The sequence below is a fragment of the Sporosarcina sp. P32b genome (assembly GCF_002743335.1).
In the GTDB taxonomy this organism is placed as follows: Bacteria; Bacillota; Bacilli; order Bacillales_A; family Planococcaceae; genus Sporosarcina.
Map to the genome: position 1 here is coordinate 1 of NZ_PDZB01000023.1, position 19422 is coordinate 19422.

The 19422-nt window shown below is 40.7% G+C and carries 19 protein-coding genes; 9 read left to right on the plus strand and 10 right to left on the minus strand.

Annotated features, from left to right (window positions below):
* Window positions 1-341: 341 nt before the first annotated feature.
* A complete protein-coding gene (locus CSV64_RS13510) occupies window positions 342-1205 on the minus strand; it encodes a nucleotidyltransferase-like protein (protein WP_368665184.1) in 864 nt (287 codons plus the stop codon).
* A gap of 159 nt (window positions 1206-1364) precedes the next feature.
* On the opposite strand from CSV64_RS13510, the gene CSV64_RS13515 reads away from it, so the two are divergent.
* Entirely contained in the window at window positions 1365-1721 is a 357-nt protein-coding gene (locus CSV64_RS13515; protein WP_099635113.1) for a YgzB family protein, read from the plus strand.
* Window positions 1722-1762: 41 nt separating this feature from the next.
* On the opposite strand, the gene perR is transcribed toward CSV64_RS13515, so the two are convergent.
* The 3 genes from perR to bcp all read right to left on the minus strand — a co-directional run bounded on the left by perR (window position 1763) and on the right by bcp (window position 3742).
* Window positions 1763-2209 carry a peroxide-responsive transcriptional repressor PerR gene (gene perR / locus CSV64_RS13520; protein WP_099635114.1) on the minus strand — a complete coding sequence of 149 codons (447 nt, stop codon included), beginning with the start codon at window positions 2207-2209 and terminating at the stop codon, window positions 1763-1765.
* Between the two features lie 102 nt (window positions 2210-2311).
* Entirely contained in the window at window positions 2312-3256 is a 945-nt protein-coding gene (locus CSV64_RS13525) for a D-2-hydroxyacid dehydrogenase (RefSeq protein ID WP_099635115.1), read from the minus strand.
* Window positions 3257-3268: 12 nt separating this feature from the next.
* Window positions 3269-3742: a thioredoxin-dependent thiol peroxidase gene (bcp, locus tag CSV64_RS13530; protein WP_099635116.1), complete on the minus strand. Its 474-nt coding sequence runs from the start codon at window positions 3740-3742 to the stop codon at window positions 3269-3271.
* 170 nt (window positions 3743-3912) lie between these two features.
* Here bcp and CSV64_RS13535 point away from each other — a divergent pair, with 170 nt between their 5' ends.
* Entirely contained in the window at window positions 3913-5199 is a 1287-nt protein-coding gene (locus tag CSV64_RS13535; protein ID WP_099635117.1) for a glutamate-1-semialdehyde 2,1-aminomutase, read from the plus strand.
* Window positions 5200-5273: 74 nt separating this feature from the next.
* Complete coding sequence (locus CSV64_RS13540; RefSeq protein ID WP_099635118.1) at window positions 5274-6353, plus strand: FUSC family protein; 1080 nt, start codon at window positions 5274-5276, stop codon at window positions 6351-6353.
* A 129-nt stretch (window positions 6354-6482) separates the two neighbouring features.
* Here the strand turns inward: CSV64_RS13540 and CSV64_RS13545 are convergent, their stop codons facing one another.
* The 4 genes from CSV64_RS13545 to mutY all read right to left on the minus strand — a co-directional run bounded on the left by CSV64_RS13545 (window position 6483) and on the right by mutY (window position 10453).
* Window positions 6483-8228, minus strand: a complete 1746-nt coding sequence (locus CSV64_RS13545; RefSeq protein WP_099635119.1) for an ABC transporter ATP-binding protein — start codon at window positions 8226-8228, stop codon at window positions 6483-6485.
* Between the two features lie 48 nt (window positions 8229-8276).
* Window positions 8277-8825: a nucleoside tri-diphosphate phosphatase gene (ntdP, locus tag CSV64_RS13550; RefSeq protein WP_099635120.1), complete on the minus strand. Its 549-nt coding sequence runs from the start codon at window positions 8823-8825 to the stop codon at window positions 8277-8279.
* Window positions 8826-9019: 194 nt separating this feature from the next.
* Complete coding sequence (locus CSV64_RS13555) at window positions 9020-9334, minus strand: gamma-type small acid-soluble spore protein (RefSeq protein WP_099635121.1); 315 nt, start codon at window positions 9332-9334, stop codon at window positions 9020-9022.
* Window positions 9335-9406: 72 nt separating this feature from the next.
* The gene (gene mutY / locus CSV64_RS13560) at window positions 9407-10453 is read right to left on the minus strand and encodes an A/G-specific adenine glycosylase (protein ID WP_099635122.1); all 1047 of its coding nucleotides are present in this window, start codon (window positions 10451-10453) and stop codon (window positions 9407-9409) included.
* A gap of 97 nt (window positions 10454-10550) precedes the next feature.
* On the opposite strand from mutY, the gene CSV64_RS13565 reads away from it, so the two are divergent.
* Window positions 10551-11534: a metal-dependent hydrolase gene (locus tag CSV64_RS13565; protein WP_099635123.1), complete on the plus strand. Its 984-nt coding sequence runs from the start codon at window positions 10551-10553 to the stop codon at window positions 11532-11534.
* A gap of 38 nt (window positions 11535-11572) precedes the next feature.
* Here CSV64_RS13565 and CSV64_RS13570 read toward each other — a convergent pair whose 3' ends face one another.
* Window positions 11573-11905 carry a YfhH family protein gene (locus CSV64_RS13570; RefSeq protein WP_099635124.1) on the minus strand — a complete coding sequence of 111 codons (333 nt, stop codon included), beginning with the start codon at window positions 11903-11905 and terminating at the stop codon, window positions 11573-11575.
* Window positions 11895-12707: a recombination regulator RecX gene (gene recX / locus CSV64_RS13575; protein ID WP_099635125.1), complete on the minus strand. Its 813-nt coding sequence runs from the start codon at window positions 12705-12707 to the stop codon at window positions 11895-11897. The genes CSV64_RS13570 and recX overlap by 11 nt, the downstream gene beginning before the upstream one ends.
* A gap of 93 nt (window positions 12708-12800) precedes the next feature.
* Here recX and CSV64_RS13580 point away from each other — a divergent pair, with 93 nt between their 5' ends.
* The 5 genes from CSV64_RS13580 to CSV64_RS13600 all read left to right on the plus strand — a co-directional run bounded on the left by CSV64_RS13580 (window position 12801) and on the right by CSV64_RS13600 (window position 19403).
* Entirely contained in the window at window positions 12801-13700 is a 900-nt protein-coding gene (locus tag CSV64_RS13580; protein ID WP_099635126.1) for a TIGR01777 family oxidoreductase, read from the plus strand.
* A gap of 105 nt (window positions 13701-13805) precedes the next feature.
* Window positions 13806-14606, plus strand: a complete 801-nt coding sequence (pdaA, locus tag CSV64_RS13585) for a delta-lactam-biosynthetic de-N-acetylase (RefSeq protein ID WP_099635127.1) — start codon at window positions 13806-13808, stop codon at window positions 14604-14606.
* 353 nt (window positions 14607-14959) lie between these two features.
* Window positions 14960-15130, plus strand: coding sequence for an SE1561 family protein (locus CSV64_RS16765; RefSeq protein ID WP_099635128.1), 171 nt, complete (start codon window positions 14960-14962; stop codon window positions 15128-15130).
* Between the two features lie 24 nt (window positions 15131-15154).
* A complete protein-coding gene (locus tag CSV64_RS13595; protein WP_099635129.1) occupies window positions 15155-16687 on the plus strand; it encodes a fumarate hydratase in 1533 nt (510 codons plus the stop codon).
* 811 nt (window positions 16688-17498) lie between these two features.
* Window positions 17499-19403 (plus strand): heavy metal translocating P-type ATPase, encoded by a 1905-nt coding sequence (locus CSV64_RS13600; RefSeq protein WP_099635130.1) that lies wholly within the window; start codon window positions 17499-17501, stop codon window positions 19401-19403.
* Window positions 19404-19422 lie beyond the last annotated feature (19 nt).

Sequence of the window (19422 nt, forward strand, 5' to 3'; positions counted from 1 at the left end):
AAGAGAAATTCGATTAGCTCGAGTTTCATTTGCTGGCATCAATTAAGATACTCATTTTGTTTGTGTCACCGTTAGGTGCACAAACTGTATTTCGTTAACGTTTTGCTGTTCAGTTTTCAAGGTTCATGTTTTGCGCTTCTTGTAAAAGCGACTTCTCTAATATAGCTCATCTTGCTTTCATTCGTCAAGTCTTTTTTAAAATTCTTTTTTCGAATGTGTTGTACGCGTTGTTAGAACGTTTCTCCCAAGCGACATTTACTATAATAACATGACGTCAAAGAATAAGTCAACAACTATTTCAATAAAAGTTATAGAGCGATCTCGGAATCGCTCTACGACAGCTACCGAGCCCTTATAATACGGTACTCTCTATGGAATAGCAACTCATTTTTAGATGGTACTTGCGTAGTTTCAATTAAATGTTTATCTACCAAATACTCGATAAAGAACTCTAGGTCCGAGGAATACAACGCTAACTCTTCCTGTTCATGCAATTGCTGGACGGTCCATGATTCCTTTTCACTCATGATAGTCAGCAAATGTACCGCAGCTTCATTTGTATAGTTATGGATGAAGAACTCACTTGCCAAGAACACCAAATCCAAACGTTTCCCTAGTTCCTCTTCACTGCCAATCAATTCTTCATATAACTTAAAAACAGCTGGATCTATTTTCTTCATTTGTGCCCAGACGGTATTTTCAGGTAATACGTTGCGTTTAACGGCCACGAACCTTGCTAGGTGATGTAATGTATTGATCGCGTAAAGATAAGAATCCATATGTTGTTTTCTTTCGAAATGAATTTTCCCTTCATTATAAGCGCGAATCATTTTAGCCATTTCCATCCCCATCTTAATGCCCCTACCAAACAGCGGTTCTTCGGATAAACGTTCTTTCAGTCGTTCCGCATATTCATCACGGTCAAAGAATACTTTTCCGAGGATAAGCCAATCAATGATTTTCTTGTTTGTTCCTACAAGCAACCAATGTGTTAGTTGTCTTTCGCTAATGATGTGCATAGCCGCCTTACGTTTACCATCTGTATAGTGTTTGGTCTGAATGGGTATCTCATTGTTTGAGGTAATTATAAATAAGATTTCATCAAAGGTATCAGTGATCGGGTCGTCTTCTCTTTGATTGCCAATGAGGAGCACACTTAATGTCTCAGGTAAACTAGCTCTCTCTTGGTACACTGGCCGTAGCATTTGTTCCACTATCTCGCCTCCTAGCTTTCTATAAGATCATCTCGAATACTCTATTTCGACGAATTTCACACAAAATCCTTTATTTTAAAGGGAGTTTATACTGCAATTAAATAATAATATGATATATTAGGTGAGGATAGCGTTAGGAGGAAACTTAAGATGAAGCCTTACAAAAATAAAATAAATCGTATTCGATCATTTGCCTTAGCACTTATTTTCATTGGTGTTGTCATTATGTATGTCGGGATCTTTTTCCGTTCCAATGAAATTGTCATGTTGATCTTTATGTTCTTGGGAATGCTTGCAATTATCGGTAGTACAGTGGTGTACGCGTGGATTGGTACCTTGTCAACGCGGGCTGTACGAGTACAATGTCCGAATTGCGGTAAGCATACTAAAGTGCTTGGACGAGTTGATATGTGTGGACATTGCCGTGAGCCATTAACACTCGATCCAAACCTTGAAGGTAAAGAATTCGATATCACGTATAATAAAAAAGTGAAGCAAGAAAAATAATACAAAATAAAAGAGTGTAACCCACAATGGGTTACACTCTTTTATTTCGCTTGAGTCTGTTGTGCTACTGCGCAGTCAGGACAAGTTCCATACACTTCTAAACGATGTGAATTTACTTGAAAACCCGTTACATGCGCTGCTAGACGTTCTACTTCTTCTAGACCAGGATGGTAGAAATCTACAATCTTTCCGCAATCGTCACAAATAATATGGTAATGATCATGTGTCACGAAATCAAAACGACTTGACGCATCTCCATATGTTAACTCCTTTACTAATCCAGAGTTTTGGAATACACGCAAGTTGTTATAAACTGTCGCCACACTCATATTAGGAAAGTCTTCTTCTAGCGCTTTATAGATTTCATCAGCAGTTGGATGTGAATGAGATGTGATTAAATACTCGAGAATCGCATGTCGTTGCGGAGTAATTCTCACACCACTTTCTTTCAATGTCACTAACGCATCTTTTAAGAATACTCCAGGCATCGTAATGCACCTCACTTCATAAGGATTACTTCTTTATAATCATTATAATTAGTTTACTCAACTATGAGGTGTATTGTCAACTATTCTGCCGATAACGCTATATTAATAGCCTTTTGCTAAATCCACTTGGTTGATGAGATCTCTGTTTCCCGCCACCCATTTCTCAAGATTAGTATCCATAATATCTAAGGAACGTTTAATGTATTGATCGGAAAGACTGGACATATGCGGGGATACCGTACAGTTCGGCAACTCCCAAAAAGGGCTATCTTTAGGTAATGGCTCTGTTTCAAAGACATCCAGTACCGCATGGCGGATTTCCTGTTGTTTTAACGCGTCTAACACATACTGCTCTCTTACTGCGTCCCCCCTACCCACGTTCATAAAGACAGCTGTCTCCTTCATTGCGCGGAAATGCTCTGGCTGATAAATCCATCGCGTTTGAGGAGTGCTTGGCAATATGGAAATCACATAATCGACATGAGGAAGCTTTTCAAGAATTTCATTCAAGGAAATCGTTTCGTTCATATAAGGATTTGAATGCCCTGAACGGTTACATCCGATTGTATGTACATGAAATGCTTGCAAAAGTCTTCCGATTTCTTCGCCAATCGCTCCAGTTCCTACTATTAATGCAGTGGAGTGATTCACTTCACCTGGTAAAGAGTCTAGCTCCCACTCTTTTTCAGCTTCTCTCTTATAAATACCTGGTAAACCCCTTTCAAGTGATAATAAATGAGCTAATACAGATTCGGCTAACGGCATTTTATGAACACCATGAGAATTGGTGACTAGAACATCTTGCGCCTGAAGTGCTTCGATCGGCAATGTATCGACTCCTACAGCCGCAACCATGACCCATTTCAGTTCAGTAGCTTTTTCGACATGTTCTGCTTTCAAATCTCCACCATCTGTCACGATTACTTCTATATCTTCTAACGACACTTCATCAATATTGGTTGTATACAGGAATTCCACATTTGAATACTTCTCTTTTAATTGCTCTTTAAATGAAGTTTTGATCTTAAATGTAAATAATATCTTCATAGTGATTGCCTCCTAGTTCGTCAGTTGCTCAAGTGTCGCAAGTGCATCTTCCACATGACCTTTCACACGAACTTTCCGCCATTCTTTCACTACGGTACCTGTTGGATCAATCAAGAATGTAGATCGTTCTATTCCCATATACTCTTTTCCGAAGTTCTTCTTTAGCTTCCAAACACCATACTGTTCAGCTACCGCATGATCTTCATCCACAAGCAAAGAAAATGGCAAGCTGTGCTTCGCGATAAACTTTTGGTGAGACGCTTCATGATCTGGACTGACACCAAGTATTACCGCATTTAGCCCTTCAAAATCTGATTGCGCATCACGAAAATCACAAGCCTCTGTTGTACAACCAGGTGTGGAGTCTTTCGGATAAAAATACAATACTACATAACTTTTCCCTCTGAATTGATTCAATGAAATCATTTCGCCATTTTCATTTGCTAGCGAAAATGCAGGTGCTTGTTTTCCTTCTAATTTTTCCATTAAGAATCCTCCTCTAATAAAAATGAATAGTACACTTCGATCTCTCTTTACTTATCGTATAGGAAGTTTTTGAATTTTACAATTTACCTATACTTCACTCTGAAGGTAGAGACTTCACTCCCATTAATGCTAAAATGGATAACGTATAATTGATTTGGAGGAATTAACTAATGAACCGAAAAAATTCAGAAGCAATCTACGCAGAAGCATGTGAACATATTGTGGGTGGTGTCAATAGCCCAGCCCGAGCTTACGGAGCGGTTGGCGGAGGTGCACCTACTGTTATGGAACGTGCAGAAGGCGCTTATTTCTATGATGTAGATGGTAATCGTTATATTGACTACTTAGGAGCATACGGCCCGATTATTACAGGACACGCGCATCCTCACATAACAAAAGCCATTACGAAGGCAGCGGAAACAGGTGTACTCTATGGAACGCCTACACGCCACGAAGTACAATTTGCAAAAATGTTAAAAGAAGCTATTCCAGGAATGGACAAAGTTCGTTTCGTTAACTCCGGTACAGAAGCTGTTATGACAACAATTCGTGTAGCAAGAGCTTATACTGGTCGTACAAAGATTATGAAGTTCGCTGGTTGCTATCACGGTCACTCGGATCTTGTATTAGTAGCTGCTGGATCTGGTCCCGCTACTTTAGGCACGCCAGATTCTGCAGGCGTCCCTTCTTCTATCGCGAAAGAGGTCATTACGATTCCGTTCAATGATCCCGAAAGCTATAAAGAAGCGATGAAGCAATGGGGCGATGAACTTGCTTGTATTCTCATCGAACCGATTGTCGGGAACTTTGGAATCGTCGAGCCAAATGAAGGTTTCTTGGAACTTGTTCATGAGTTAGCTAAAGAACAAGGCGTTTTGACTGTCTATGATGAGGTCATTACAGCATTCCGTTTTCATTATGGTGCAGCACAGACATTACTTGGCCTTCAGCCGGATTTAACAGCGTTCGGGAAGATTATCGGCGGCGGCTTACCTATTGGCGCATACGGCGGTAAAAAAGAAATTATGGAACAAGTTGCCCCACTAGGGCCGGCTTATCAAGCTGGAACAATGGCTGGAAATCCTGCATCTATGCTTTCTGGAATTGCTTGTCTGGAAGTGCTTCAAGAACCGGGCATCTATGAAGAAATGGATCGCTTAGGCGGGTTACTTGAAGATGGTATTCTAGAACTAGCTAAAAAACACAGTGTCCAATTGACGATCAATCGTCTCGGAGGCGCACTTACATTGTTCTTCACAGACGTCAAAGTGGAAAACTACAAGCAAGCTGAAGCAACAGACGGTGAAATTTTCGGTCGTTTCTTTAAAGGGATGCTGAAAAACGGTGTCAACTTGGCACCATCTAAGTATGAAGCATGGTTCTTAACTTCTGCTCATACAGAATCCGATATAAACGAAACTCTTGAAGCAGTAGATCACGCATTTAAGGCGCTTTGAAATAGAACAATTGACCGTTTTATGCGTATATTGTAAAGTAAGCATAAAAGAGCTTTTAGGAAAGGAATTACCCAATGAAACTTGGTGCCCGCGTCTTTAAGACGGGTATTGCGATTGTATTTGCTCTGTTTCTCGCAAATTTATTAGAATTACCTACAGCAGTGTTCGCAGGTATTGCAGCTATTTTCGCAATCCAACCCTCTATTTACAGATCATACTTAACAATAGTAGAACAATTGCAAGGTAATTTAATCGGTGCCACTATAGCAGTCTTATTCACTCTCATCTTCGGGCCTCAACTAATAATTGTCGGTTTGGCGGCTGTCATCGTCATGACCATTATGTTGAAACTCGGCCTCGAAAAATCTATGTCACTTGCACTCGTTACGATGATTGCAGTGATGGAGGTTAAAGATGATGCCTTCTTAACATTTGCCCTTCTTCGTGTAGGTACAATTTTGGTAGGTGTACTAGCGGCGTTCATTGTGAATCTAGTGTTCATGCCACCGAAATATGAAACGAAACTGTTTCAGGCGATTCATCAGGCACAGGACGAAATTATTCGTTGGACGCGTCTAGCAGGTCGTCAAGTGTCTGAACATACTGCTATGAAGAAATCGTTGAGTAAGTTAAAGGAACGTCTGATACAAATTGATCAGCTGTACTTATTATTTAAAGAAGAGCGCAGCTATTTCAAGAAAACTACTGCCGCAAAAGCGAGACGGCTTGTTGTCTATCGACAATTGATCGCTACAACTAGGAGTAGTTATGACGTTCTTAAAAGGATGCATATGTATGAAAATGAACTCATCAATCTTCCGGAGCATTTCCGAATGATGATTCAGGAGCGTCTAGAGTCATTACTCGTCTATCATGAACAACTTCATCTGAAATTCGTTGGTAAGCTAAAAGCGGATTTCGACGACGATGAAACACATAGTGAGTTTATGCAACGACAAGAAGTAATGAATATTTTCGTGAAGGAAATTGCAATCACCAATGAAGAAGAAGAGTTTTCTTCTTATCATTTACTTCATGTCCTCTCGTCCATCCTGAATTACGAGGAACAGCTAGAACATCTGGATACGCTGATCACTTCTTATCAAACACGGTATGAAGATGAAGAGAACATTTTAGAAGATGAATTCTATTAATAAAACGGCACAAGACTATACTAGTCTTGTGCCGTTTTTATTTGTATAAATAGTTGAAGTTCATTTGCCGAATGGTTCGCATTTTCGTTACAGTACACACGCTGATCCTGCCCATGTCCACCTTTCTACTTATCCCCCAAGCTCTTGACGATTGTATAAGCCAGCGTAGGTACCGTTTAGTTTCATCAATTCCTTATGGGTACCTGATTCTTTTAAATCACCGTGATCTATTACATAAATACAATCCGCATGCGTAATGGTAGATAGTCGATGAGCGACGATTAGTGTAGTGCGATCGTGTGCTAAGCGTTCTAATGAATCCTGGATAAGCGCTTCGCTTTCTAAATCCAAGGCGGAAGTTGCTTCATCCAAGATGAGCAATGCCGGGTTCTTTAGGAAGACGCGAGCAATGGATATACGTTGCTTCTGTCCACCTGACAACTTCACGCCCCGTTCCCCTACCCTCGTATCGTATCCTTCGCTCAATGTTTCAATAAAATCATGCGCATTTGCGGCTTTTGCTGCAGCGATGACTTCTTCGTCAGTGGCATCTGGCTTCCCCATCAAAATATTACTTTTGACAGAATCACTGAACAAAATTGAATCTTGAAGTACCATACCGGTCTGATCACGAAGCGATTTAACCTTTACGTCGCGGATATCATGGCCGTCGATGCGAATAGCACCAGACGTCACGTCGTAAAATCTTGGGATCAAACTGATAATGGTTGATTTCCCACCCCCACTCATACCAACAAGTGCAGCTGTTTCACCAGGGCGGATCTTCAAACTAATATTTGACAGTACTTCCTCTTCTTCATATGCAAAGCTGACACGATCAAACTCGATCTCCCCAGCAATCGATGGTAATGCTTTTGCATCCTCTTTATCAACAACGTCATACTTTTCATTCATTAATTCTAGTACTCTATCCATCGAAGCAAATGATTGCGTCAATGAAGTGGATGAATTAACTAGTCGACGTAAAGGTGAGTATAGTCTTTCTATAAATGCGATGAAAGCGACCATCGTTCCGACAGTTAATGAACCGTTGATTACTTGGTAACCTGCATAGCCAATGACGAGTAATGGAGCCACATCGGTAATCGTATTAACGACTGCAAACGCTTTGGCATTCCAACGTGTATGTTCAATTGCCCGGTCAAGGAATTTATTGTTCACTTCATCAAAACGTTCCTGCTCTTTGTCTTCGATTGCAAAACTTTTAATAATACTTACTCCCGCCACACGCTCATGCAAATAACTTTGTACATCAGCGAGCGCCTGAGATCGTTTACGTGTTAACTGACGCAATTTACCGAAGAAATGTTTGACACTGAATGCATAAAACGGAAATGCCAGCAATGTGACAAGCGTTAGCTCCACATCCAAAGTCAACATAATAGCAATTGCAATAATAATAGTTGCCAAGTCAAGCCAGACATTCATCAAACCAATCATGACGAAGTTTTTTGTTTGCTCTACGTCATTGATCACCCGCGAAATCACTTCACCCGCACGTGTATTTGAATAAAAGCGCAGTCCAAGCTTTTGTAAATGACTATACAGTGATTTACGGATATCGAACAAAATTTTATTACTTACTAATTGCGCGTAGTATTGACGATAATATTCCACAGGCGGACGGATCAAGAAGAACACAATGATCGTCCCGCCAAGCCAATAAAATAATTGCTGTGTTTTATCCGAATCACTTAACGTCGGGGAACCGATAATATCATCAATCACAATTTTAATTAGTAATGGTAAAAATAGTGGAATCGCAAACTTCACAACACCAATGAGAACAGTGAAGACAATTTGCCAGTTATAAGGCTTTACAAATTGAAGATAACGTTTAATGCTTTCGCCCATCGTGTTCCTCCTACTAAAAAAACCTGACTTGCACGAGTGCAAGCAGGTCTAGATTTGCTCTTCTTGGATTTGCTTATAAAATTCAAAACGTGATGTCCAAACATCAATGAAATCAGGAGCAAATGGACCCTTCCTTTGCTTGATCCAGCCAAGAAGCTTCTTTAAGTTATCCTGCAAGATTAAATCGATGACTTCTGGATAATTCATTTGACGTTTATGATCTGAATATTCATCTTCATCGAGAATCAAATAGCTCATATCAGGAAACACTTTAACGTCCAAGTCATAATCGATATACTTCAAGTACTTTTCATCGTAAACGAATGGTGAACTCATATTAACGTAATAGTAGACACCATCTTCACGCAACATACAAATGATGTTAAACCAGTTTTCCGCATGAAAATAGCAGATGGATGGTTCACGTGTCAGCCACGTGCGACCATCTGACTCAGTCACGAGCGTGCGTTCATTGCCACCGATGATAATATTGCGTGTACCTTTTAAAACGAGTGTCTCTTGCCAGACACGGTGAATTTTGCCGTTATGTTTGTAGCTGTGTATCTGTACTGTTTCTCCTTCTTTTGGAATCGCCATTTTTATACCACCTTTGAGCCTTGCCGCTCTTGCTATCTGTTCATTATACCAACAGCTTTCCTAAATTTAAAACGATTCAACCATCTATTTCGTAATTCATTCAATACAGTAGGTCCACAGCATGCTTTTTCACACAAAAAAACCGGTAGAAATGGCTTATACTAGCCTTTTCTACCGGTCGGTGATGTTCCTGCTTAGTTTGAACCTTTATTTTGGTTCGCACGTGCTCCTGAAGCATTTTGTTTGTTTGCTTCTGCTTTGTTAATTTGTTTCTTCACTTCATTGACATCTGTTTCAGATCCGAACTCCTCATTCATAGAGGACTGCATCGCGGATGAAGAAGACTGCATGTTCATCGCAGATTGCGCGTTTTGCTGACGTACTTGATTGACGTCCGTCTCGGAAGCGAACTCTTCATTCATCGATTGTTGCGCATTCTGTTTTTTCACTTGGTTCGCATCTGTTATAGATGGATCTTGCTGTGAATTACGTTTTGATTGATTTGGCATGTTTTATTCACCTCCGTACTCACTATGATGTCCTGTTAGTCGGAGTTTTATTCACGGGAGGTTATAAAGTTTTTACCATTCAAGCAAATCGATTATTTTTAGAACAGGCTTTGACTTCGGTAGTGCCAGAACTTCTTGTGTAGTGAAGAACTGCAAATCGCCTTTTGTATGTTCTTCATCCAATTGTGCACGATATACATGAATATCCCATGTTATATGTGAAAACACATGGAGCACATGCGGTAATTCTTGAATTTTTTTTAGTTTTATTCCATTCTCTTTTTCAAATGCTTCCACCGCAGAAGCTTCTTGAAGTTCAATCATTGGAAATTCCCACAGACTGGCGAGAAGCCCAGTGCTGGGACGTTTTTGCAACAACCAATTGCCGTCTTCATTTTGAATGGCAAAGGCAGCTAGCGAAACATGCTTCATTTTCTGTTTTTTTATTTTAATTGGCAATTGCTGTTGTTTTCCCTCTTCAAAGGCGATACAAAACTCCCTAACAGGGCACAATAAACAGTGTGGATTCGGCGTACATATCGTTGCACCCAGTTCCATAAGCGCTTGGTTGAAGGATGATGGATCTTCTTCCGAAATTAATTCCATCACGGCTTGCTCAAATAACTTTTTATTACGGGGCAAAGCGATATCTTCTTCAATTAATAAAATTCTCGACAACACCCGCATAACATTTCCGTCTACTGCATGTTCGGGTACTCCATAGGCAATACTCAATATAGCACCTGCCGTGTATGGCCCGACTCCTTTTAATGTAGAAATTTCTTTTCGGTTATTAGGAACTTTCCCACCATAGGTTTCAACGACTTCTCTTACACCTGACTGTAGGTTACGCACCCTGGAGTAATAGCCAAGTCCTTCCCACATTTTCAAAATCTCTTCTTCTGGTGCATTTGAAAGATCTTGCATCGTAGGAAACTTTTTAATAAAACGCTCATAATACGGTATGACAGTATCCACTCGTGTCTGTTGTAACATAACTTCAGAAATCCAGATATAGTATGGATTGTCTGTTCTTCTCCAAGGCAAGTCTCGTTTTTCAGCTTCATACCAAGTCAATAACGCATCTTGGAATGCTTTCTTTTGTTCAATAATTTGCATATGGACCTCGCTTCTTCATGTAAATACTTTTAGTTATAATAATAAAGGGTATATAATTATAAGTAGCATATAACTCTTTCGATTAAGGAGTGATAATTTGGATACAGGTACACATATCGCTATGGGTGTTGCGATCAGTGGATTAGCTCTTGCCGATTCAGTCGTAGCAACTGAGCCTGCCACAATGGGCGCTGTTTTTGCAGGAATTATGGTCGGATCTCTAATTCCCGATATAGATACGGTATTGAAACTTCGAAACAATGCTGTCTATTTACGTAATCATCGTGGTATCACGCATTCAGTTCCGGCTGTTATGCTGTGGCCGTTGATGATTTCCATACTGCTGACATTCTTTGTTCCCGGAGCCATATTCTTTCATGTCTGGGCTTGGACATTTTTAGCCGTGTTCACACATGTATTTGTTGATATTTTCAACTCATATGGAACACAAGCCCTTCGTCCATTTTCTCATAAGTGGGTAGCCATAGGAGTCATTAATACATTTGACCCCATTATATTTGGCCTCCATGTAATTGCGATCATGGCATGGGTGTTCGGCGCAGATCCCGTCTTTACAATGTCCACATTATATGTCGTCATCTTCTTCTATTACCTATTGCGCTTCGCTGTGAAGAGCGCAGTGAAGAATGCAGTCAAGAAGACGATTCCTAACGCGACGCATATATTTACCGCGCCTACGATGAATTTCTTCCAGTGGCGAGTTGCTGCCACGACAGATGTTGACCATTATGTAGGACGAGCATACGGACGTTCCATTACTATTTACGAACGATTCGAGCGCGAAGTCATGCCGATGTCACCTCAAGTTGAAGCGGCACTAGAAGATCCGAACATGCAAGCTTTCACTTCATTTTCGCCTCTTTATCGTTGGTCCATTTCGGAAAAAGGACATATTTACGAAGTCCGTTTAATTGATTTGCGTTATCGAAGCAAAGGGTACTACCCATTCGTTGCAGTCGCACACGTCAATGAAGACTTAGAAGTAGTCAATTCTTATACAGGATGGATCTTTTCAGAAGAAAAACTTCGTAAAAAGCTTAATTTCGCCCCAAATAACTAAAGAACGTTCGTGCATAATGCACGAGCGCTCTTTTTTGTTTATTTTCCGCTTTTTATATCTTTCAACATAGCAAGCGGTAATGCTTCTTCAGCTCTCTCGCCGCCTAAGCGATATCCCCATGCGAACAATCCTTTAAGGTAATCTACTTGGAAGAAGACCCCATCGTCTCCTTCAATACGGTACATCTCGCCTGGCTTAATACTAGCCGGGTCTACAAGATATGATTGTACAAGAACTGCCTTTCTTTGGTGAACTGCATATTCGCTAATCATCCCCATCTGTTCGGCTTTACGCGCTTTTTCCATTAGGTTAGCAATTTCACTACGCAGCTCGTTTTCATTCATATCACTATAACGTTTTTCAGTATCCATCTTCTTCATTCCTTTTCTGTTCAATAAATTGATCAATTTGACTGAGTGGAATGCCTTTTTGATACATTGATTGCTTCACGCGTTGTCTAAGGTCGGATCCTGAGTATTTACTTTGGTATCGTCTCCATGCTTTCTCACCGAATGCAGACGTAATGTCGGACCATTCTTCTTCGTCCCGCTCGATTGTTAAATTGCTGAGAACTTCCGAAATTTGCTGATAAGAAAAACCTTTTCTAGCCAATGAATTCTGTATTTTTTGCTTAACTTGTGCTGGCGGCTGTGAACTATTCGATCGCATCGTTTTTTCAGCCAGTTTCATGGCATTAGCCATTTGGTCTTCCATTGTATATTCCTCCAATGCTTGAGTTTGCAGTTCTTTGGGTATACCTTTTTTATAGAGAGATTGCTGAATAGCTCTTGGACCCTTTAACGTACTATTTTTTTCCGTACGTACAAGCGCTTCCGAAAATGCTTCATCATTCAAAAAGCCGAGTCGTTTTAATTTCACGATAGCTTCTAGAACAACAGCTTCTCCATATTCTTTTTCAAGCAATTTCTTTTTAACTTCCATTTCACTCCGCATACGAAACGACAAAAAATGTAATGCTCGGTTAAATGCTTTTTCAATTTGGTCTGAATATACAATCTCATCCGTTGACCAATCGTCCAATTCCATGCCTTTCGTAAGTTCAAATTTCACTAGGACTGTTTCATGGACACTAAATGCATATTGATCATCAAGGAAAATATTATAACGTTCGCTATCTCGTTTTTGTTGTGATATTTTGGTAATAAGCGGCACGTTTCCATCACCTACTTTATCTTAGTATACCGCTTCTAGTGGTGCTGGTCAGCAATAGTGTATTAATTTTCAAGAGAATGGAGGGAAACCATTATGAAAGTGGTTATTACAGGGGGAACTGGATTCATTGGCAGCATCTTAACGAAGAAACTGAAAGATAATGGTCATGAAGTAGTGATCTTAACACGTAAGCCTTCATCGCAGCTTAATGGAGTTCACTATGTCCAATGGTTGACGGATGATGCCTCACCTGAGAATGAAATCGGGCAAGCAGATGCATTCGTTAATTTAGCAGGAGTGTCTATAGATGACGGCCGGTGGTCTGAAGAACGAAAAAAGCAGATTTATGATAGCCGAATAACAGCTACACAAGAAGTGTTGCGTATGATACGAACACTCCCAAAGAAACCTCGTGTCCTAGTGAATGCGAGTGCGATCGGCATTTATCCTACATCACTGACCGCTGAATATACCGAAAACTCCACTGCAGTAGGCGATGATTTTCTAGCCAAAACCGTCTATGACTGGGAACAACTTGCGGGACAGGCAAATGAAATGGGCGTACGTACTGTATACACCCGATTCGGTATTGTATTAGGGAAAGATGGCGGAGCACTTCCACTTATTAAGCTTCCTTATCAATTATTTGCAGGTGGAAAAATTGGTTCAGGCAATCAGTGGTTCTCTTGGGTTCACGTGGAAGACGTAGCCAATGCCATTCTCTTCTCCATAGAGAATGAAGACGTGGAAGGGCCTGTTAACGTAGTGGCACCGAGCCCAATGCATATGAATGCATTCGGAAAAACGATTGGAAAAGTGTTGCACCGTCCGCATTGGTTCCCGGTACCAAGTTTTGCGATGGAAGCTACATTGGGAGAAAAGAGTATTGTCGTACTGCAAGGTCAACATGTATTACCGGAAAAGTTGTTGGCTAATGGATTTATATTTGATTATCCTTCCTTACGACCGGCGCTTGAAAACCTATTAATATAATTTCAAATGTTTGTTGAGACGTTTTTACGTTTTGACAAACATTTTTTCATTACATACATACAAAAAGCGGATTGACACATGCTTAGTAAAAAGGAGTGACGCTTAATGACTCATCATTTGTCAGGAATTTTACTGGCATCTTGTTTGCTCATAGTTGGAGTGGTGATGAATCCCTTTACTGTCCAAGCAGAAGCTTTACATTGGGGTTTCAAGAAGGCTACTGAAGGAGTTCCCCCTTCTGCAGGAGCCGAACTGGATCAATTGCTTGATGATTACGGTGCAATCTATAAAGGGAAAGATGATAAAAAAGTCGTCTATCTAACATTCGATAACGGATATGAGAACGGCTACACGGAAAGCATTTTAGATACACTAAAGAAAGAGAAAGCACCCGCCACATTTTTCTTGACTGGTCATTATGTAAAAAGCGCCAGTGATCTAGTCAAACGCATGGCGAAAGATGGTCATGGCATTGGAAATCATTCATATGACCATCCGAACATGGCCAATATAACTGAGCAACAGATGGAAAATGAATGGAAGAGGTTGGATGAAGTTGTCTATGCTACTACTGGACAAAAGAGAACAATCTACGCGAGGCCGCCAGAGGGAACATTTAATGCGAAGTTACTGCAGAAAGGAAATGACCTTGGGTACAGGCATATTTTCTGGTCTGTTGCATTCATTGACTGGCACCGCGATCAACGAAAAGGAAAAGCGTATGCCTATAACGAATTGATGAATCAATTACACCCGGGTGCTATCATTCTCATGCATACCGTATCTCCTGATAATGCAGAGGCACTCCCCGATTTCATTCGAGATGCAAAGAAACAAGGCTATGAATTTCATTCACTGGATCAGTTAGTGAAGGAATATGAGAAAGGAAATGCGATTACACAATAAATGAGAGACCTTATCTGTATGTTCACTACCAACAGATAAGGTCTCTAATTATTTGATGCATCTTCAGTTTGCATGTTTACATTCGTAGTTATCCAACGTGTTCACCAATGTTGGATTGTTACGGATCCCCTCCTTCGTTGTTATGTGTCTAGGATTCGATTCGTCTCTATAACTACGACCTCCTTTTCTTTTGATTAGACTTACTATAACAACTATTCTGTTAATTGTAAAGTGTTTTAATGAAAATTCTATTATTTTCTTTTTCTTTTGCCGTTTGTAGTATGCCCAACAAAATCAGATTGAAAAAGACAGTGTTTTCGTATACGATATCAATGATAGAAAGAGGTGTACGTATGGATAACTCACAAAATAACGAACAAGTCGTCGAACTGAAGAATCGATTCAATCAATTTATTGAAACATTAGAAGCGATTGAACCTGAACACACGGACCTCCAAGATATAGATCGTCTAATCATGTTACTCGATGAATTAGAAGAACAAATGGATAGTTCGAAAAAATAACATATACTAACGGGGGATTTTGAGATGTACATAGAGACAATTGAGAAGAGTATTTATGAACTGGTTTGTGAAACGTCCACAAACTTGCCAAAAGACGTTAGACGCGCAATCCTTTCTGCAAAAGAAAATGAAAATAAAGGCACAAGTGCTGCAATGAGTTTGGATACGATCGCAAATAATATCAATATGGCAGATGATAAACTATCTCCAATTTGTCAGGATACAGGCCTTCCTACATTCAAGATTAAAACTCCAATCGGGGTAAACCAATTGGAAATCAAAGCGGCTATTGTACGCGCTTTGGAGTTAGCAACTGAAAAAGGAAAGCTCCGTCCGAACGCTGTAGATTCATTAACTGGCGATAATAGCGGCAATAACTTAGGAATCGGTCTACCGGTTGTTAAGTTTGAACAATGGGAAGAAGATTATATAGAAGTGAAGTTAATCTTAAAGGGCGGCGGATGTGAGAACAAAAACATTCAATACAGCCTCCCTACTGAATTAGAGGGCCTTGGCCGTGCAGGACGCGATTTAGACGGTATTCGCAAATGTATCCTTCACTCGGTTTACCAGGCACAAGGACAAGGGTGTTCTGCTGGATTTATCGGTGTCGGAATCGGTGGCGACCGTTCATCTGGATATGACTTGGCGAAAGAACAACTTTTCCGCGATGTAACGGACGTGAATCCAGTTCCTGAGCTTGCACAGTTGGAAGAGTACGTATTAGAAAAAGCCAATCTTCTTGGAATCGGAACAATGGGCTTCGGCGGCGAAGCTACATTATTAGGATGTAAAATCGGTGTCATGCACCGCATTCCCGCAAGCTTCTATGTATCTGTAGCGTATAACTGCTGGGCATATCGCCGTATGGCAGTGAACATCAATGCAACAACTGGCGAAATCATGGATTGGCACTATAATGAAGGCGAGAAAATTGCATTCGAACAGCCAGCTGAAGAAGCAAAATCCACTGCACGTATCGTACACTTGCAAGCACCCATTTCAGAAGAAGACGTTCGTGACCTTCATGTTGGCGATGTGGTGAAAATTTCGGGCCGTATGTACACAGGCCGTGACGCAATCCACAAGCACTTAATGGACAATGACGCACCAGTTGATTTGAATGGACAAGTCATCTATCACTGTGGACCAGTTGTTCTAAAGAATGATGAAGGTAAGTATGAGATTAAAGCTGCGGGACCCACGACTTCTATGCGTGAAGAACCGTACCAGGGTGATATCATGAAAAAGTTCGGTATCCGTGCGGTCATTGGTAAAGGCGGAATGGGACCTAGAACACTTGCGGCTCTTAAAGAGCATGGCGGTGTGTACTTGAATGGTATAGGCGGTGCGGCGCAGTATTATGCTGACTGTATTAAAGAGGTAGAAGGCGTCGACTTACTGGAGTTCGGTATTCCAGAAGCACTATGGCATTTACGCGTAGAGGACTTCACTGCAGTTGTCACGATGGACTCTCACGGTAACAGTTTACATGCTGATATTGACAAGTCATCATTAGAAAAGCTTTCTCAGTTCAAAGAAAAAGTATTTAACTAATAAGCAAGCAGCGAATGAGAACTATCATTCGCTGTTTTTTTATGTAAATAAATAGATTGGCATGGATAAGTGATGGTGCGGTTATCCATCGTTACGCTGCGTTCAAGGCGGACGCGTTCGGGAGGGCTCGCGGTGAGCCAACTAGTCACTACGTTCCTTTAGTTGTCTCACCTGTCGAGCTGATCCTCCCCGAGTCGCCGCCTTCCACTCCGCTTCACTTTTGACTCGTTTTTAAATTGGAAAGTGTAGTTCAAATCTATTCTTGTACTTGATTTTGAACTCAAATTGTATTTGCACTTGAGCTTAACTTATTTAGAAGTGTGATCAAATTACAAATCTAACTTCAATACACAACAATAAGTATCATCTATTTACATTGCAAGGGATTGGAGCGGCAGACGGCGACTCCCGATGGATCAGCCCGATTAGGTGAGACAACCGAAGAGAGTGCAACGAACTAGTTGGCTCACCGCGGGCCCATGGGAAAGCGTCCGCCTAGAGCGAGAGCCGTAGCGTAGGACGACTTTTGCGAGCATAAGCGGAGCGTTGGGAGCACATCTTTGTACTAGAAATCCCCTCCTCAACACTAATGATAGCCTTACCCTTATAACTTTTAACCCAATTTGCATTAATTAGCCATTTAAGTAACACTTCTCATTGAGAAATGATATACTGTAGATAATAACTATTACAACTTCATATTCATTCTATTTAGATGCCCGAAAAGTCGATTCTACTACTGTAGAGTCGACTTTACTGCTTTAATAAGAGCTTTGAAATTGAAACTCATTATCAATTAGGAGGAAATCACATGACTACACTTGCAAAAGAACAACCGCAACAGACGATTGATTGGTCTGCACGTCTTGAACTAATTGCGGCTATATTATCTGGAATCATTATTCTTGCAGCATGGATTTTAGGAAAGAACGGTACAGAATCCTTTTCTGTCACGCTGTATATCATAGCCTTTCTGATCGGCGGTTACGCTAAAGCGAAGGAAGGTATTGAAGAGACGATAAAAAACAAAGAACTGAATGTCGAGATGCTAATGATTTTCGCGGCCATTGGTTCAGGTATTATTGGATACTGGGCTGAAGGTGCAATCCTGATATTCATCTTCGCAATAAGTGGAGCACTAGAAACCTATACACTTAATAAAAGCCATAATGAAATATCTTCTTTGATGGAATTGCAGCCTGAGGAAGCTTGGTTAATCCTTGAAGATGGTAGCGAGAAAAAAGTATCTACAGATTCTCTATCCATTGGAGCTATATTGCTCGTTAAACCTGGTGAACGAATTCCCGTTGATGGTGAAATCTTGAGCGGCATCACTTCGATCGATATGTCAGCCATCAACGGAGAATCTATTCCCGTGACGAAACAGGAAAATGATGAATTATTTGCAGGGACAGTTAATATTAGCGGTGCGATTCGCATGACGATGACGAAACCTAGTTCTGAGACATTATTCCAAAAAATTATTACGATGGTGCAAAATGCACAAAGCGAGAAGTCTCCATCACAACAATTTATCGAGCGCTTTGAAGGGTCTTATGTAAAGATTGTGCTCGCAGCAGTTGTCATCATGATGTTCCTCCCCCACTTCTTATTTAACTGGGACTGGACTACAACCTTCTACCGTGCGATTGTTTTGCTAGTAGTCGCCTCCCCTTGTGCATTGATGGCTTCCATTATGCCCGCTACACTAGCAGCTGTTTCTAACGGTGCCAGAAAAGGGGTATTATTTAAAGGCGGAGTCCATTTAGAACACTTAAGTACTTTGCAAGCATTTGCTTTTGATAAAACAGGTACTTTGACTAATGGAAAACCTATTGTGATGGATTTTATCGTTCGTGAAGGTGCAGACGTGGAAGAGACGCTTGCTTTATTTGCAGGTGCGGAGTCACTTTCCAATCACCCGTTGGCAAAGGCCATCATCAATTACGCGACAGAGCATGGTGTAGAACCTAAACGTAATCTTCATATTGAAGACGTTCCTGGATTTGGTATTAAAGCAGAAACTGATCAAGGGTACATGTTAATCGGTAAACCGAAATTTGTTGGCGAAGAGTTAGTAGAAGAATTTCAGGACAATGTGGCAGTATCACTTGCGAATGAAGGAAAAACGGTCATTTTCATGAGAGATGAACAAGGAATTGTAGCTCTAGCAGCTTTACAAGATACTTTGCGAAAAGAAGCTATTTCTGCGATTAAATCGCTGCAGTCTTTAGGTCTCCATACCGTCATGTTGACTGGTGATAATGAAAAGACAGCACAAGCCATCGCAAACGAAGTAGGTATGGATTCTTACGTAGCGGAATGTCTACCTGAGGAGAAAGTGATTCAGCTTAAGCAACTATTGAAGAAGTACGGTATGGTCGGTATGGTGGGAGATGGAATCAATGATGCCCCAGCCCTTGCTACCGCTACTTCCGGTATCGCGATGGGTGAAGGTACAGATGTGGCATTAGAGACAGCTGATGTTGTTCTCATGCAAAACGACTTGAATCGCTTATCATATGCTATTAAGCTTTCAAGAAAAATGCAACGAATCGTTAAACAAAATGTATTCTTCTCGATAGCGGTCATCTCGATCCTCATTATCGCAAACTTCATGCAAGTAGTGGATTTACCTCTTGGTGTCATTGGACACGAAGGAAGTACAATATTGGTCATATTAAATGGTTTACGGATGCTTAATAAAATAGAATAAAAAAAAGTGAAGAAAGGCA

Coding starts and splice junctions, on each gene's coding strand:
- CSV64_RS13510 (WP_368665184.1), bottom strand. CDS start 1,205: ATGCTACGGCCAGTGTACCAAGAGAGAGCTAGTTTACCTGAGACATTA.
- CSV64_RS13515 (WP_099635113.1), top strand. CDS start 1,365: ATGAAGCCTTACAAAAATAAAATAAATCGTATTCGATCATTTGCCTTA.
- perR (WP_099635114.1), bottom strand. CDS start 2,209: ATGCCTGGAGTATTCTTAAAAGATGCGTTAGTGACATTGAAAGAAAGT.
- CSV64_RS13525 (WP_099635115.1), bottom strand. CDS start 3,256: ATGAAGATATTATTTACATTTAAGATCAAAACTTCATTTAAAGAGCAA.
- bcp (WP_099635116.1), bottom strand. CDS start 3,742: ATGGAAAAATTAGAAGGAAAACAAGCACCTGCATTTTCGCTAGCAAAT.
- CSV64_RS13535 (WP_099635117.1), top strand. CDS start 3,913: ATGAACCGAAAAAATTCAGAAGCAATCTACGCAGAAGCATGTGAACAT.
- CSV64_RS13540 (WP_099635118.1), top strand. CDS start 5,274: ATGAAACTTGGTGCCCGCGTCTTTAAGACGGGTATTGCGATTGTATTT.
- CSV64_RS13545 (WP_099635119.1), bottom strand. CDS start 8,228: ATGGGCGAAAGCATTAAACGTTATCTTCAATTTGTAAAGCCTTATAAC.
- ntdP (WP_099635120.1), bottom strand. CDS start 8,825: ATGGCGATTCCAAAAGAAGGAGAAACAGTACAGATACACAGCTACAAA.
- CSV64_RS13555 (WP_099635121.1), bottom strand. CDS start 9,334: ATGCCAAATCAATCAAAACGTAATTCACAGCAAGATCCATCTATAACA.
- mutY (WP_099635122.1), bottom strand. CDS start 10,453: ATGCAAATTATTGAACAAAAGAAAGCATTCCAAGATGCGTTATTGACT.
- CSV64_RS13570 (WP_099635124.1), bottom strand. CDS start 11,905: ATGGATACTGAAAAACGTTATAGTGATATGAATGAAAACGAGCTGCGT.
- CSV64_RS13580 (WP_099635126.1), top strand. CDS start 12,801: ATGAAAGTGGTTATTACAGGGGGAACTGGATTCATTGGCAGCATCTTA.
- pdaA (WP_099635127.1), top strand. CDS start 13,806: ATGACTCATCATTTGTCAGGAATTTTACTGGCATCTTGTTTGCTCATA.
- CSV64_RS16765 (WP_099635128.1), top strand. CDS start 14,960: ATGGATAACTCACAAAATAACGAACAAGTCGTCGAACTGAAGAATCGA.
- CSV64_RS13595 (WP_099635129.1), top strand. CDS start 15,155: ATGTACATAGAGACAATTGAGAAGAGTATTTATGAACTGGTTTGTGAA.
- CSV64_RS13600 (WP_099635130.1), top strand. CDS start 17,499: ATGACTACACTTGCAAAAGAACAACCGCAACAGACGATTGATTGGTCT.